Source organism: Pseudomonas sp. GX19020, from assembly GCF_023371075.1.
GTDB lineage: Bacteria > Pseudomonadota > Alphaproteobacteria > Rhodobacterales > Rhodobacteraceae > Pseudogemmobacter.
Genome location: NZ_JAMCCR010000025.1, coordinates 1 through 15285, shown reverse-complemented (window position 1 = coordinate 15285; position 15285 = coordinate 1). Strand labels below are relative to the sequence as shown.

Annotated in this window: 12 protein-coding genes; 2 read left to right on the top strand and 10 right to left on the bottom strand. The window is 63.6% G+C overall.

The annotated features are described in order from the left end of the window. Nucleotides 1-2: 2 nt before the first annotated feature. Nucleotides 3-2015 carry a dipeptide ABC transporter ATP-binding protein gene (locus M3484_RS22620; RefSeq protein WP_249499358.1) on the top strand — a complete coding sequence of 671 codons (2013 nt, stop codon included), beginning with the start codon at nucleotides 3-5 and terminating at the stop codon, nucleotides 2013-2015. 34 nt (nucleotides 2016-2049) lie between these two features. Further along, nucleotides 2050-3477 carry a C69 family dipeptidase gene (locus tag M3484_RS22615; protein WP_092902788.1) on the top strand — a complete coding sequence of 476 codons (1428 nt, stop codon included), beginning with the start codon at nucleotides 2050-2052 and terminating at the stop codon, nucleotides 3475-3477. Nucleotides 3478-3748: 271 nt separating this feature from the next. Here M3484_RS22615 and M3484_RS22610 read toward each other — a convergent pair whose 3' ends face one another. From M3484_RS22610 to M3484_RS22565, 10 genes are all read right to left on the bottom strand, one after another. Beyond that, entirely contained in the window at nucleotides 3749-5236 is a 1488-nt protein-coding gene (locus M3484_RS22610; RefSeq protein WP_249499357.1) for a sugar ABC transporter ATP-binding protein, read from the bottom strand. Further along, nucleotides 5233-6306 carry an SMP-30/gluconolactonase/LRE family protein gene (locus M3484_RS22605; RefSeq protein WP_249499356.1) on the bottom strand — a complete coding sequence of 358 codons (1074 nt, stop codon included), beginning with the start codon at nucleotides 6304-6306 and terminating at the stop codon, nucleotides 5233-5235. Before M3484_RS22605 ends, M3484_RS22610 begins: the two co-directional genes overlap by 4 nt. Next, nucleotides 6303-8426, bottom strand: coding sequence for an ABC transporter permease (locus tag M3484_RS22600; protein ID WP_249499355.1), 2124 nt, complete (start codon nucleotides 8424-8426; stop codon nucleotides 6303-6305). Before M3484_RS22600 ends, M3484_RS22605 begins: the two co-directional genes overlap by 4 nt. A 70-nt stretch (nucleotides 8427-8496) precedes the next feature. Further along, nucleotides 8497-9525: a sugar ABC transporter substrate-binding protein gene (locus M3484_RS22595; protein ID WP_249499354.1), complete on the bottom strand. Its 1029-nt coding sequence runs from the start codon at nucleotides 9523-9525 to the stop codon at nucleotides 8497-8499. Nucleotides 9526-9581: 56 nt separating this feature from the next. Then, nucleotides 9582-10580, bottom strand: a complete 999-nt coding sequence (locus M3484_RS22590) for an ABC transporter permease (RefSeq protein WP_249499353.1) — start codon at nucleotides 10578-10580, stop codon at nucleotides 9582-9584. Nucleotides 10581-10743: 163 nt separating this feature from the next. Next, nucleotides 10744-11754, bottom strand: coding sequence for a quinone oxidoreductase family protein (locus tag M3484_RS22585; RefSeq protein WP_092902797.1), 1011 nt, complete (start codon nucleotides 11752-11754; stop codon nucleotides 10744-10746). A 4-nt stretch (nucleotides 11755-11758) separates the two neighbouring features. Then, a complete protein-coding gene (locus M3484_RS22580) occupies nucleotides 11759-12169 on the bottom strand; it encodes a carboxymuconolactone decarboxylase family protein (protein ID WP_249499352.1) in 411 nt (136 codons plus the stop codon). A 75-nt stretch (nucleotides 12170-12244) separates the two neighbouring features. Further along, nucleotides 12245-12985, bottom strand: a complete 741-nt coding sequence (locus tag M3484_RS22575) for an ABC transporter ATP-binding protein (RefSeq protein WP_092902801.1) — start codon at nucleotides 12983-12985, stop codon at nucleotides 12245-12247. Between the two features lies 1 nt (nucleotide 12986). Further along, nucleotides 12987-13856: an ABC transporter permease gene (locus M3484_RS22570; RefSeq protein ID WP_249499351.1), complete on the bottom strand. Its 870-nt coding sequence runs from the start codon at nucleotides 13854-13856 to the stop codon at nucleotides 12987-12989. Nucleotides 13857-13883: 27 nt separating this feature from the next. After that, nucleotides 13884-14855 (bottom strand): aliphatic sulfonate ABC transporter substrate-binding protein, encoded by a 972-nt coding sequence (locus M3484_RS22565; RefSeq protein WP_092902805.1) that lies wholly within the window; start codon nucleotides 14853-14855, stop codon nucleotides 13884-13886. Nucleotides 14856-15285 lie beyond the last annotated feature (430 nt).

Sequence of the window (15285 nt, the reverse complement as noted above, 5' to 3'; positions counted from 1 at the left end):
CGATGGAAAACCTGCTTGAGATCAGGGGGCTCTCGGTCGATTTCCAGACCAGCCAGGGCCGTATGAAGGCCCTGCGCAATATCAGCTTTGATCTGCGCAAGGGCCGCATCACCGGCATCGTCGGCGAAAGCGGCTCGGGAAAAAGCTCGGTCCTGTGGTCTGTCATGGGGCTGCTGGCGGCAAATTCCGAGATCACTGGCGGCACGATCCGCTATGAGGGCCGTGACATTCTGCGTCTTTCCGAGCGCGCGCGCCGCGCACTGCGGGGGGAGGAAATCTCGGTCGTCTTCCAGGACCCGATGACCTCGCAGGCACCCTTGCTGACTTATGGAACCCAGATGCGCGACCTGCTTTACCGGCGCCGCAGGATGAGCCGCAGCGCCAAGCGCAAGGCTGCCGCGGAAATGCTGGGGAAGGTGGGAATTCCGGATCCGGGCTATCGGCTGGGCCGCTATCCGCATGAATTTTCCGGTGGCATGCGGCAGCGGGCCGGCATCGCTATGGCGCTGCTGACCGGGCCTAATCTTTTGCTGGCGGACGAGCCGACCACCGCGCTTGATGTGACGATGGAGGCGCAGATCATCGAGCTTTTGCGCAATCTTCAGCGCGACAGCGAAACCACCATGGCGGTGGTCTCGCATAATCTGGGTCTGATTGCGCAGCTTTGCGACGATGTTGTGGTGATGTATGCGGGAGAAGTGGTCGAAACCGGCACCGTCTCGCAGATTTTCCATGCGCCGCAACATCCCTATACACGCGCATTGCTGGAATGCGATCCGGCGCGGATCCCCGAACGGGTCAGCCGGCTGCCAATCATTCCGGGCGATCTGCCCGATCTGATTGCCTTGCCGACGGGCTGCATATTTGCCCCCCGCTGCGGCCAGGCCGTCGCGGAATGTCGTGAGAGCGCGCCGCCGGAAGTGCGCCGCGATGAGACCGCAATGGTGCGCTGCTGGCGCAGTGAACAACCGTCACCGGTACCGGCCGCTGTCATCACGTCACCGCCGCGCGCGCCGGTAGCAGCGCAGGACAGCGCCGCGCCGCTTCTGGAAGTGTCTGATCTGGGCGTTCGCTTCCAGATCGGCAGCCAGCTCGCCGCAAAACTTGCGCGGCGGACCCCGCGCGGGCTGGATGCCGTGCTCGATGTCAGCCTGCGGCTTCGCGCGGGGGAAACGCTGGGGCTTGTCGGGGAAAGCGGCTCGGGCAAAAGCACGCTTGGCAGGGCCATTCTGAACCTGGTTCCCGTGACCTCCGGCAAGGTGTTGTTTGACGGGACCGCGGTGCAGAACATGCCCGAACGCGCCTTCAAGCCCCTGCGCCGCAATATGGCGATGATGTTCCAGGACCCGAATGGCTCGCTCTCGCCGCGCAAAACCGTGCGCGCCCTGATCGCCGAGCCGTTCCAGATTCATGGTGAGGGCGGGCGCAATCTTGACGCCGAGGTTGAGCGCCTTGCCGATATGGTGAGGCTGCCAAAGGCCCTTTTGTCGCGCCATCCGCATCAGCTGTCGGGCGGCCAGGCAAGGCGCGTCGGGGTGGCACGGGCGCTGGCGCTGAGCCCGCGTCTTCTGCTGGCCGATGAACCGACTGCCGGGCTTGATGTCTCGGTTCAGGGTGAGGTGCTTAATCTGATGGCCGGGCTGCAGAGCAGCTTTAACCTCGGTTACCTGATCATCACCCATAATCTGCCGGTGGTCCGCCATATCAGCGACCGTATCGCGATCATGTATCTTGGCCGTATCGTGGAAGAAGGGCCGACAGAAGCGATTTTCCGCGAATGCCGCCATCCCTATACCGCGTCGCTGCTGAAGGGGATCGCGCAACCCGATCCCGATCAGCGCCAGAGCGGTCTGGGTCTTGCAGGCGAGGTGCCCAGCCTGCTGAACCGGCCAAAGGGCTGTGATTTCGTGACCCGCTGCCCGCTGGCCCAGCCAATGTGCCACCAGCTTAAGCCGGCCCATCAGGCCGAAGGCACTGACCGGGTTTTTGCCTGCCACTTCCCGCTTTCCGGCTGATCCCGGACAGCAGCAGAGACGACAAGGACGTTCCATGAGTTACGGTATTTACATCGGCCGCGCCCATACGGCCGACGGTCTTCCCTATCTGGCTGGCTATGGCGATGAACCGTCAAGCCACTGGCTCGAAATCATCCCTGCAGCCAGCCATGCGCCGGAGGCGACAATCACCGTCGGGGTGACGCCTGCGGCGCTGATGCCGGGCCTGCTTTCTGAGATCCCGCAGGTTGCCAGCACATTTCGCCATATGCGGGTCAGCTACAGCCATTATCTTGGCGTGCCCTGCCCGCTGACGAATGGCGGGCTGAACGAATACGGGGTGGCTGTGCGCGACATCTGGTCAACCTCGTCCGAGCGGCTGATTGCGATGACGCCAAAGGATCAGACCGGCCCCAACTATTCGGATCTGGCGCGCATCGTGCTGGAACGCGCCCGCACCGCCCGCGAAGGGGTGCAGATCATCGGGGATCTGATCGCCAGCCACGGCTATTCGACCTATGGCGGGAATTCGCATATCATCGCGGATGGCAAGGAAGCCTGGGTTGTGATTGAATTCGCCGGCGGCCGGCGTCTCTGGGTCGCCGAGCGGCTGGGTGACAGCAGCATCCGCGTCTCCCGCCCGGGCTATATAGGGCAGATCCCGGCAGTGCCGGACGAAAATTTCCTGTTCCCACCGCATTTCATCAGCACGGCCATTGATCTGGGCTGGTACGATCCGGCCACAGGCGCCTTTGACGTCAATGCCGTCTATGGCGATGGCAAGGGTCGCTGGGAAGGTCAGGCCTGGATCGAGGCTGAGATGCAGTCCCGCGCCGCCCGCCCGGAAAAGCTGGGGATCGAAGATATTGTCTGGGCCATCGCGACCGAAAAGCTGACCGGGGATACCGCCGGTTATGGACAGATCGTGCCGCTGACGGAACCCGACTTCCCGGAGCAAAGGATGATGTGGCATGCCGCCATCGGCCCGGTTGCCGCGCCGCTGACGCCGGTCTTCCTTGGCATGGACGAGGTCCCTCCGGCCTATCGCCAGCACCGCCATCTGACCGAAGGCGAAAGCGGCCGTTTCCTCGATCGCCGCAAGGAAGTGAAGTCGCCCGAGGTGGTTTCGCGGATCCCGCAGGGGATCGAAAGCGCCGATGGTGCGGTCTATCAGTTCCGCAAGCTCATGCATCTGGCCTTTCAGGATGGCGAGGCGCTGCTGCCCGAAATCTACAGCCACTGGCGCGATCTTGAGGCGCTGATCCGTGCCGATCTGCCTGAGACGCTGCGGGCCTCGGGCCTGCTGAGCGCAGCGGGGGAACGCGATCTTGCCTGCCGCCTGCTGTCGGATTTCAGCACACGCTGGATGGAGCGCAGCCTTGACGACTGTGATGCGCTCGCCCGGGCCGCCTATGTGCGCCTCAGAGTGCGCGGCGGGCTGAATATGACAACGAGCCCGCTTTCACCCGCGCAGATCTGGTAGGCAAAGGCGGCTCCGGTCGTAAGTTCTGGGTAGCGGTCTGCTGTCGGTTTTCCGGACGCGAAGGCAAGATCTTGACCAGGAAACTGACGTGCGGATATGACGAGACGGAAGGCCCGCCGCGAGGTCAAAGTCAGGGCCGTGAGGCGGGTGACGTGTAAAAAGGATCAATGCCTGCGATCATAGTCGCATGGCGGTCTGCCATGATGGCAGGATGGATCCCGCCATCCGCGTTGCGGCGCGCCCCGATTGTCGGGCCGCAACGCTCCGGCAGTCAATGCACTGCCGCATAGAGTATGCGCTCGCTGCTGGCATCCGTCGGGCTGAATTCTTCGACCACGCGCCCCTGACGGCAGACCAGGATCCGATCGGAAAGCTTCAGGATCTCGGGGAGGTAGGACGAGATCACGATCACCGCGATGCCCTGCTCCGCGAGGCTTTCGATCAGTGCGTGGATCTCGGCCACCGCACCAATATCGACACCCCTTGTCGGCTCATCAAATATCACCAGTTTCGGATTTTGGATCAAAGCCTTGCCGATCACCACCTTTTGCTGATTGCCGCCCGAAAGCTCCACCACCCGCGCGCCCGGATCAATCGAGCGGATCACGAGACGCGCGGACCAGTGCGCCGCGAGCTCGCGCATTTCCGCGGTTGAGACCCAGGGGAAGCGGTTAAGCCCTGCCGCGAGCAGCCCGGCATAAAGGTTCTCCGCGACGGTCATATTCTCGAAAAAACCCTCCTGCTTGCGGTCCTCGGTGACATAGACGATGCCGTCCGCCACCGCCGGACCGGGGGTCGCGTAGCGCACCGGCCCCCCCTGATATTCCACCCGCCCCCCGCGCAGAAAATCGCGTTTCAGAACCCCCGCGATGATCTTTGCCGTCTCGGTCCGGCCCGAGCCAACAAGCCCGAACAGCCCCGTCACCTGCCCCGCGAAGACCGAGAATGACGTATTCCTGACCAGCGCCCCCATCGAGACATCCTCGACCGAAAGGACCCGCACCCCCGGCGGACGAATGCTGTCGCGGGGTGCAAAATCCGCCGCCACGTCGCGCCCGACCATGGCCTCGATAATTCCGGTCTGCGTCAGACCCTGCGCCGCCGCAGTCAGCACCCGCTTGCCATCGCGCATAACGGTGATCCGATCCGAGACCTGCAGCGCCTCTTCCAGCGCATGGGTGATGAAGATGATCGCCACACCGCGCTTTTGCAGCCGCGCCAGCAGGGCGAAGAAATGACGGCGTTCCTCGGGGGTGAGGGTCGCGGTCGGCTCGTCAAAGATGATGATCCGCGCGTTGAGCCGCACAGCACGGGCGATCTCGACCATCTGGCGTTTGGCCGCGCCGAGGCTTGAGACCAGCGCCGTGGGATCGACGGTGAAGTTCAGGGATTGCAAGAACTGCTGCGCAGCAATTGTGACGCCGCGCAGGCGGTTGAAGGCTTTCTCCTGGCCAAGGAACAGGTTCTGCGCCACGGTCATCGAGGGGACGAGGCTGGTCTCCTGGTAGACCATCGCGATGCCTTGCCCGAGCGCGTCACCCGGGCCGATTGCTTTGAAGGGCTGACCCGCAAGGCGGATCTCGCCACTATCGGGCGGGTAGACCCCGGCCAGAAGCTTGGAAAAGGTGGATTTCCCGGCGCCGTTCTCGCCCAGAAGCGCATGGATCTCGCCGGGAAACAGGTCAAAATCCACCTGATCCACCGCGATATTGCCGTGAAATGCCTTGGTAATGGCCTTTGTGGACAGGATCGCGGTCATCGGGCTTCCTCCGCTTCGGCGATATCGACGATCTCGCCCGCGCCTTTCAGCGCGACAAGGGTCTGGCCCGGCAGATCCAGCACCGCGACCGCGCCATGCCTGCGCCCGTCAGCGCGGGAATGGTAGCTTTCCAGCACGCCAAACCCGGCATCAAGTCGCGCCACCAGCCCGTAAGACCGCGCCGGCGCCCAGGGTTTGCGCAGGCCCATGGTCCGCACACCGCCGCGCTGCAGCGGTTCCAGAAAACTGTGGCCGACAGAAAGCCCGGGAGCAATCCAATGCTCTTGCGGGACCGTCGCCAGCATATCGGCGCGGAAATGGTTTTCCTGCAGCACAAGCTCCACAAGGCGGTTGCGCGGCGCGAAAATGGTCAGCCACCAGCCGCCATTCAGCGCAGGAGAGAGCCGCCCGGGATAGCCGGGGATACGGTCAAGAAGCTTGCGCGCGCCCTTGGGTGTCAGCGCCGTCAGCCGATGCGCGAAGGCCTCGGCCAGCACGATGCTGCCATCCTGCGCGCGCGCCAGCCCCGAAGGCCAGGCAAGGCGCGTGGCGATCTGTTCGGCGCGCAGCGCGTCAGGCTCCAGTCGCCAGAGCCCGCCGTCCCCGGCCTTGCGCATCAGGGCGACAACCCAGTCGCCTGCTTTATGCGTGGCCGAGCCTTCGGCGATGATCAGCGCGCCACCGTCTTCCATCAGCGCGGTTGCGGAAACCGGGCGGGGGAAGGCGCTGCGCAGATCGCGGCTCCCTGCCCCGCCCCGCAGGATAAGCCCGCCATCCTCTAAAGCCAGCGCAAGACCGTCCTGGAATCCGGTTATCGCCGTGATCGGGGCGGGATAGGTTTCCGCCGCCTCAGCCCCCCCAGGGGTCAGGCGATAAAGCACCGGCCCGGCGCTGGCCCAGACCCCTCCCGCAGCGTCACGCGCGAGGCTGTCAGCGCCCGGCAAAACCGCGACCGGCGCCGCAGTCTCAAGCCGCGTATCGGGCTTCCAGGCGCCGTCATAGGGCGGGATGGTGATCGCCTGACCACGGAACGGCTCCAGCAGGCGGTCAAGCAGACTGATCCGGCTCATGCCCCCGGCCCCCAATAGGATTGCCCACTGGTCCAGGTCGGATCGGCGCCCTCCAACCGGATGCGCCCGATCCGGTTGTTCAGGATGCCCCCGATATAAAGCCAGCCCTTATGTTCGCGCATCGAGGTCACCATCGGATGCGACAGCCCGCCGAGATCACCCAGAGTGCCGAGGATCCGCCCGCTATCGTCGAATTTCACCACCCCGCCGGTATTGATATTCGGGAAGAGCCAGTCATCCTGCGGCAGGTTACGCGTCATGCGTTTGCGCATCCCGGGATGCCGCAAGGCAAGGTCAAAGCTGGGCGTTCGCATGCCGAGCCAGGCCATCCAATAGGTCCCGTCCGAGGCGCGGTTGATATTGTCGGGATAGCCCGGCATGTCCTTGATCACGGTCTCCAGCTGCCCGGCTCTGGGGCCGGAAATCCAGTAGCGATGCACCGTGCAGGCCCAGCTTTCGGCAATCAGCAGCGACTGACCATCATGCGAGAGACAGACGCCATTGGCGTAGCGCAGGCCCCTGAGCATGGTCCGGGTGGTGCCGGTTTTCGGGTCATAGACCAGCAGACGCCCGGTCGGGCGGCTCTCAATCGAATCCAGCGCCCAGTCATGCGCGTCATAGCGCGTCGTGGAATCGGTGAACCAGATCCGGCCATCGGGCGCGATATCAAGGTCATTCGGGTCGCGCAGCCGCGCGTCATCAACCACCGAGAAAAGCGAGCGCCCGGTTTCCGTGGTCAGTTCCGAGACCTCGCCCGCTTGCGTCACACCGTAAAGCCCCATGGCACCGACGCAGGAGATCACCCGCTGATCGCGCGTCATGGCAAGGCCGAGGGGGAAGCCTCCGATATGGGCAAAGATCTCTGAGCGGGTGTAATCGGGGGCGAACCATTTGACGATCTCGCCATGGCGGGTTCCGGCATAAAGATTGTCAGCCTCGTCAAGGATTACATCCTCTGGCCCCTCGACCGTCCCGAGCGCGATCGCCTCCGCCCCCGCCAGCCGGTCGTTCAGCGCGAAGGCCGTGCCCGAGCCGGGCAGAGCCGGGATCGCCGGAGCCATAGCGTGGTGCAATGGGGCGACATAGATCTCGGACAGAACTTTGTGGCGGTTTTTCAGCCAGCGCATATCCAGGATGATCGCTGCGCCGAGCATCAGCCCGACGATCATCTGGCTGGTGCCCGTGCCAGCCCCCATGCGGATCAGCCCGTTGGTGGTCAGCAGGACCGCAATCGCCCCCAGCACCCCTTTGACGACCGAGCCGCGCCCGCCACCCAGGCTGTTGCCGCCGACCACCGCCGCCGTCAGCGCGGCAAGCTCCATCCCGAGGCCGGTTCCAGGCCCTATCCCGGAAAGGCGCGCGGCGAAAAGGAACCCCGCCAGCCCACAGGCCAACCCCGAGATAACGTAAGACAGGAACACAGTGCGGCGGACATTGATCCCGGCATTGAAGGCCGAACGCCTTGCCCCACCAACCGCCATGAAATGCCAGCCGATCCGCGAGCGGCTCATCACCAGATGCGCGGTGATGGCGAAAAACACCGCGATCAGGGCGGAAAGCGGCAGGAACCAGAGGCTGCCGCTGCCGATCCCGTCAAAGGTGTCATTCCAGACCGGCGAGCTTTGGATCCGGGTGCCCCAGGCGGTAATCAGGATATCGTAAAGCGAGCGGCCAATGATCAGCGTGACCAGTGTCGTCAGAAACGCGCGCAGCCGCAGATAGCCGATCAGAAATCCGTTCAGCGCGCCAAAGGCTGCGCCCGCGCCCAGGCCGGCGATCAGCGCCAGCCAGACCGGCCCCTCGGCAATATAGATGACAGAGAGCACCGCGAAGGCCGCCAGCGCAAAGATCGAGCCGACCGAAAGGTCGATTCCGCCCGCGATAATGACCACCGTCAGGCCAAGCACCACGATCAGGAATTCACCCAGCTGCCGCGTGGTATCGATCAGGCTCGATGCCGCGAAAAAGCCCGGCAAAAGCGTCCCGAAGGAGATCACCACCGCCAGCAGAAAGGCGAAGGGAACCAGATTGTCGGTCCAGCTTTTCGAGAGGATTTCGCCCAGAAGGTGGTCCGGCACCCGGTTATAGCGCAGGCGGATCAGGGTTTCGCGCAGGCTCATCTTGCGGCTTTCTTGGGGAATTCCAGTGTGGCGAATGGGGGCCCGGCCATCAGGCCGGGCCCTGTCAGGATCAGTTCTTCGCGGCGGCCTCGATAGCGGCCTGGCTCCAGCAGGTGGTCGGGGTCAGGTCGGCTTTGGTACGCGCGACCTCATAGGTGTAGAGGTAGTTTTTGCTCTCACCGGGCTTGATGCCGCTTTGCAGCAGGACCTTGATCGCGGCGACCACATCCTGCGACTGGCGCGGCAGTTCCGAGGTCACAATCGCGCCGAAGGTGCCGTCTTCGATCAGCTTGCAGTCAATCGCCTCACCCGAGCCGGTGGTGGCGATAAAGACCTTGTCTTGCAGGCCTGCGTCACGGATCGCGGCTGCGGTCCCTTGCGCGGTCGCATCCCAGAAATCAACGATGCCGCAAATATCGGGGTTTTGCTGCAGGATTGTCGCCGCCGCATTGCGCGCTGTGGTCGGATCCCAGTTCGAATCCGCAGTGCCTGCAACCACCCAGCCCGGATTCGCGGCCAGCACTTCCTGCACGCCCTCCCACTGATACAGCGACGAGGCATTGACCTGATCGCCCTGGATCACACCGATCTTTTTCGATGACCCCTCGCCGCAATGATCGATCACCGCCTGGGTCTCCAGCGCGCCAAGCTTTTTCCAATCCGACCCGGCAAAGATATCCGAGGCGAAATTCGACGGGTTATCAAGCTGAACGACGAAAATCCCCGCCTCCTGTGCGCGTTTAAAGAGCCGCGAGTAAGAATTGAGGTCCGGCGTCTGCACGATCAGCACATCGGGCTTGTCGGGCTTGTCGGGCGAGGAAATCAGATCAGTGATCGCCTGCGCCCCGGCATCCACGCTCCAGTTCGGGTCACGGGTCTCCCAGATACCGCCGAAACGCCTGACCTCTTCGCCGATGAAATGGTTCCAGCCCTGGGCAAGGTCAAAGCCCATCGTCATCGGCACCAGCACCACGCGCTTGCCTTCCAGCGCCGAACGATAAGCTTCGGGGCCGGGGTTGCTGTCCTGGGCGGTGACGCCAGAGGCGAGCGTAAGGACGCAGCTGCCGGCAAGGGCGGCAAGGCGAAGGGGTTTGAACATTGTGGTTCCTCCGGGAAAAGGGCCTGCATCCGGCAGCGCCCTGAAAGGTGAAAAGGTCAGATATCGCCTTGCTGACTGGTCTGTTCATCTCTGGGGTTCAGTTGCCCGTCGAGAATGATAGCGCCGAGCAAGATCAGCGCTTTGATAAGATTTTGCTGGATATTCGGCAGGTTGAGGATGGTCATGCCGTTCAGGAGAACCCCGATCAGCATGGCGCCGACGACGACATTGCGCGTGCCCCCCTTGCCGCCCGAAAGCCCGATGCCGCCGATCACCACGACCAGCACCACGTCATATAGCAGCGCCGAATTGACCAGCCGCGTGTTCATGCTTTGCAGGCTGATCGCACTCGCCAGCCCCGCGAGCCAGGCAAGGAGCGCTGCGAGCGTGAAGGCCGCGACGATCAGCGGGCGCACCGGGATGCCCATCGTGCGCGCTGCGTTGAAATTATCGCCCATGAGATAGAGAAACCGCCCCGGCCTGGACCAGCGCAACAGTCCGATCAGGATCAGAACCACCGCCAGAAACACCAGCACATCGACCGGAAGGCCAAAGACGCGTGCCGTTCCCAGTGACAAAAGCCCGGTTGCGTTTTCGGGGATATAGACCACATCCTGCGACAGGATCTGTGAGCGCACAAAGCCAAAGACAAACGCGCCAGAGGCGAGCGTCGCAAAAAGTGCCGGCACCCCGGCATAGGCGACCATGGCCCCGTTCGCCGCGCCAATCGCAATGGCCATCAGCGCAACCACCGCGCTCGCCGGCCACAGGCCCCAGCCGCTTTGCATCAGCTGCAACTGCACGGCGACCGTCACCACCATGACCGAGACCATCGACAGATCGATGCCGCGCCCGATCACCACGATCCCCATCCCGGCGGCCAGAATGCCCAGCACGGCGACGGAGCGCAGGATGTTCAAAAGGTTCGCCGGTGCCGCGAAACCGTCGAGCAGCAGCGCAAAACCCGCGAAAAGCGCAATCGCCAGCCCGAAGACAATGGTTTCCTGCCCGATAACACGGCGCGGATGCGCCGCGCGAAGGCCCCGAATGCTCACCCGACTGTTCACCGGATCGCTCCCCTGTTCCGGCCCTGAAATGCCGGGGCTCGGGGGCGGTCAACTGCCCGTCTTTGTGATACTGCCGCTGGATTTCCACAACAATATCAAGGCGATTTCTTTGTTTTGCGCGGCGCAGAGGTTTTCTTCTGCGCCGCCGACATTACAGAGAAGGATTTTCCGGGATCAGGACCGCCGCCCCGCTGGTCGCGCGAGATTCCAGCGCGCGATGCGCCTCAGCCGCGTCTTGCAGACGGTAGCGCGCCGCAGCGCCCGCCTTAAGCCTGCCATCCGCAAGCCTATGAAACAGCGCAGCCGCCCGGGCCGCGCGTTCCTCCTGGGTCGTCAGATAGTCGAACACCACCGGGCGACTGAGCGTCTTTGAGCCTTTCGCCAGATCTGAGACCTGAAACCCGGTTATCGGCCCCGAGGCCTGGCCGAAGGACACCAGATGCCCGCGCGGCTTCAGACTTTCGAGTGAGCCACGCCAGGTGTCTTTCCCGACCGAGTCGAAGACCCTGTCACAGAGCGCGCCGCCGGTCAGATCCGCCACCCGCGCGGCGACATCCTCATGGCGGTATTCGATCACCGCATCATAGCCGTGATCCAGCGCAAGCCGCGCCTTCTCAGCGGACCCGACGGTCCCGATCGCCCGCGCCCCAAGCGAGGCGATCCATTGACCGAGCAGCAAGCCGACCCCGCCCGCCGCCGCATGGACCAGCACCACCTGACCTTCCCGCACCGGCGCTACGGTAGAAACCAGCGCCTCCGCCGTCAGCCCTTTCAGAAGGACCGAGGCCGCCAGATCCGCCGTGATCCCGTCGGGCAAAAGGAAAAGCCGGTCGGCGGGCATCACGCGGTAATGCACATCGGCGCCGGTGCGCTCCAGATAAGCCACACGCGCGCCGGGTTTCAGCGTGACGCCTTCGCCCACGGCGATCACCACGCCGGCCGCCTCGGCCCCGGGGATCAGCACCGCGCCCGGCCAGGGGTAAAGGCCCGAGCGGAAATAGGTGTCGATGAAATTAAGCCCGATGGCCTCATGCCGGATCAGCACCTCGCCGGGGCCGGGGGGCGCGAGGGGGAGTTCGGCCCATTCCAGCACCTCGGCGCCACCGGGTTTGCGGGCTATGATTGCGCCGGTATGGGTCGGGATTTCTGCGCCTGAGGCCATCGGATCAGCTCTCAACCAGGAATTGCTGATCGACGGGCAGCTGCAGCGCCGTCACCAGAGCATTGGTCTGCGAGGCCATGCCGATCACCGCCAGCAATTCCTCATGCTGCGCCCCGGTCATACCCTTGGCCTTCGCCGCTGCGGTATGGGAATGCACGCAATAGCCGCAGCCATTGGCACTGGACACCGCGATATAGATCATCTCCTTCACCACCGGATCAAGGCTTCCCGGCGCGACCATCACCGCCTTCAGCCCGGTCCAGAGCCGGTCCAGCGTATCGGGCTGATTGGCTAAAGCGCGCCAGATATTATTGATGAAATCCGATTTCCGGGTGGCACGGATATCGTCGAACACCGCTTTGACACGGGGATCGGCTTCGGCCTCGGCATCGGTCCAGAGGCGGACGGTGGTCATGATGGGGTTCCTTTCGCAAAGCCCTTGCGCCACAGGCTAGGACGCAGACGGGGCCGAAGCAAATGCTCTGCCGGGTCAGGCAGTATGGCTGAGATTGAGCGTGTCGAGGATCCGGTGGCGCAGCGCCTCAAACCCTTCGTCGCCTCTTGCGCGTCGGCGCGGCAGATCGACCGGGAAATCCTCGGCAATCCGGCCAGGATTGGGGCACATGACGATGACCCGGTCGGCGAGCAGGATCGCCTCTTCGATATCATGGGTGACAATGATCAGGGTCGGGCTTGGCTCGGTTTTTGCGTGGATCTGCAGGAGATGCTGTTGCAGATCGGCTTTGGTAAAGGCATCCAGCGCCGAGAAGGGTTCATCCAGAAGCAAGACCTCCGGCTCGGTGACCAGCGCGCGGGCAATGGAGACACGCTGCGCCTGGCCGCCCGAAAGCTGCCGCGGCAGGGCATTCGCCTTATCAGTAAGACCCACCCGCGCGAGCGTGGCCGAGATCCGCGCCTCGCGGACAGCATGCGGCAGACCCGCAAGGCCAAAGCCCACATTGCGGCGCACAGTCAGCCAGGGGAAAAGCCGCGCCTCCTGAAAGATGATGCCGATCTTTTCATGCGGCCCGTCCAGCGCGGTCTCGTCAATCGCGACCTCGCCATGCGTCGCCTGTTCAAGCCCCGCAAGGATACGCAAAAGCGTGGATTTCCCGCAGCCGGAGCCGCCGACAATCGCAAGAATTTCGCCCGGAGCAACCGTGAGGTTTATCCCCGCCAGCGCGCGGGTGCCGGTTTCATAGGTTTTGCCAAGGTTGCGGATCGTCAGCATATCAGGCCTCCCCTGCGCCGGTGCGGGCCTCTTTGCCACGCGCGAAACTGTCTTCCCAGGTCAGGAAAGGTGCGGTTGCCCAGGCCAGAAGACTGTCGGTGATCTTGCCAAGGATCGCGAAAATCAGGATCGCGGCAACGATCTGTGCCGGTTTGCCCAGCTGCTGGCCATCGACCAGCAGATAACCAAGCCCGGTTGAGGCTCCCATGAACTCCGCCGCGACGACGAACATCCAGCCAAGGCCCAGACCCGAACGCAGCGCCGTGACATAGGCCGGGAAGATCGCGGGCAAGAGGATGCGCGCCACCATCCCCGCGCCGGAGAGGCGAAAGACCCGACCGACCTCGACGATCTTGCGGTCAACCGAGCGGATCGCATCCATCACGCCAAGATAGACGGGAAAAAAGACGCCGACCGCGATCAGCATGACCTTGGGCAGTTCGAATATGCCAAACCAGAGGATGAAAAGCGGCACCCAGGCGATGGACGGTATCGCCCGCAGCGCCTGGAAGGTCGGGTCGATCAGCCGCGCAACGGAGCGGTAATAGCCGGTGATCGCGCCGAGGATCGTCCCCGCCACCACCCCAAGGCCAAAGCCCACCAGGACCCGCCAGAGCGTCGCCGCGGCATGGCGCGTCAGATCGCCCTTTTGCCAGAGCGCGGCGAGCGTGTCCCAGATCACGCTTGGCGGAGGTAAAAGCCGGCCGGTGTTCCAGCCAAACGCCACCACCGCCTCCCAGATCAGGGCCGCGCCCAAAGGCAGGATCAGCCCGATGAAAAACGGCTTCCCATAGCCAAGGAACCGCGACAGAAAATCTGCGCCGGTGCGGGTGGCGGGGCCGGTTTCGGCCCGGCTGGAGGTCTCGGTCATGAGGCAGATCTGATCCTGTGGAGGGGCTTACGCGGTCGGCAAGCGGTCGTCGATCAGACCATCCACGGTTGCGGTGACATCGACACCCGCCTCGATCACACCCGCTTTTTGCAGCGCGATCCCCGCCGCGAGGATCGCGTCACGATGGGCCGCGCCAAGGCGCGGGTCGGAAAGATCGGTGCGCTCATTGAGCTGCTTTTCGATCACCGCCTCGGGCAGGCCGGTGACTTCGACCGTGACCGCTTTCAGCTCATCAGGGTTTTCGACCGCGAATTTCCGTGCGCGCTCATAGACAGTGAGAACGCGGGTCGTAACCTCGGGCTGTTCCGCAAGGAAGGCTTCTCGCACATTGAGGATCCCATAGGTATTGGCGGCGACATTACGGAAGAAAAGCGAAGCGCCGTCTTCGACCTCGGCTGAGGCCATGATCGGGTCAAGTCCGGCCCAGGCATCGACATCGCCGCGCAACAGAGCGGTCTTGCCATCCGCATGCTGAAGCAGAACTGTGGTAATATCGCTTTCCGACAGGCCCTGATCTGCCAGTGCCCGGATCAGGAAAATATGCGGATCAGTGCCACGGGTGACGGCCACGGTCTTGCCCTTGAGATCTGCGACCGAGGTGATGCCGGTTTCGGCCCGCGTCACCAGCGCCGTCCATTCCGGGCGCGAATAGCTGTAGATCGAGCGGATCGGATTGCCGTTTATCTTTGACACCAGCGCCGCCGAACCAGCGGTCGAGCCGAAATCAATCGCGCTGCCCGAAAGGAACTCCAGCGCCTTGTTCGAGCCCGCCGATTGCACCCAGGTGATGGCAATCTTGTCTGAGGCGAATTCCTCTTCCAGCCAGCCCTTGGACTTCAGGAGCAGCGAGACCGGGTTATAGGTCGCGAAATCGATCTTCAGTTCCGAGAGTGATTGCGCGCGCAAAAGGCCGGGCGCAGCGACGCTGACCAGCGATGCTGCCGGAAGGGTTTGCAGAAGATGGCGGCGGGTGATCATCTCGTCTCGTCCTTTTCCTGTGGCCAGCTCCGGAGGTGCCTTCGGGCGCCCGCCGGGTCCATGGGGTCTGCGCAGCATCTTCCCGCCCTGTGGCAAAGCGCGCCTGTTTTGGCTTGTGATGCTGGGATGCTTCGGTCGCTGAGGGTATCGTAATCCGTGCTTTTCAGGAAGAATTGCCCCCGCTCTTTGACCATGACGCAGGAGAAGAATTGTTCTGTGCTGCCCGGCCCCGGGAGGAAAGAATCCGGATCAGTGCCAGCCACGCCCCGCTCCCGGGCCGAAGCGGGACGCGGCGATGCCTCCGCCGCGCCATGGCATTTCCGAGGATCGTTACGGGCGGTCCTTACGGCGATATTGCGGATCATCCAGCCCGATCATTGTGATGAATCCCGGCAGGGCGCGGATCCTGTTGATCCAGGCGCGGATCGCC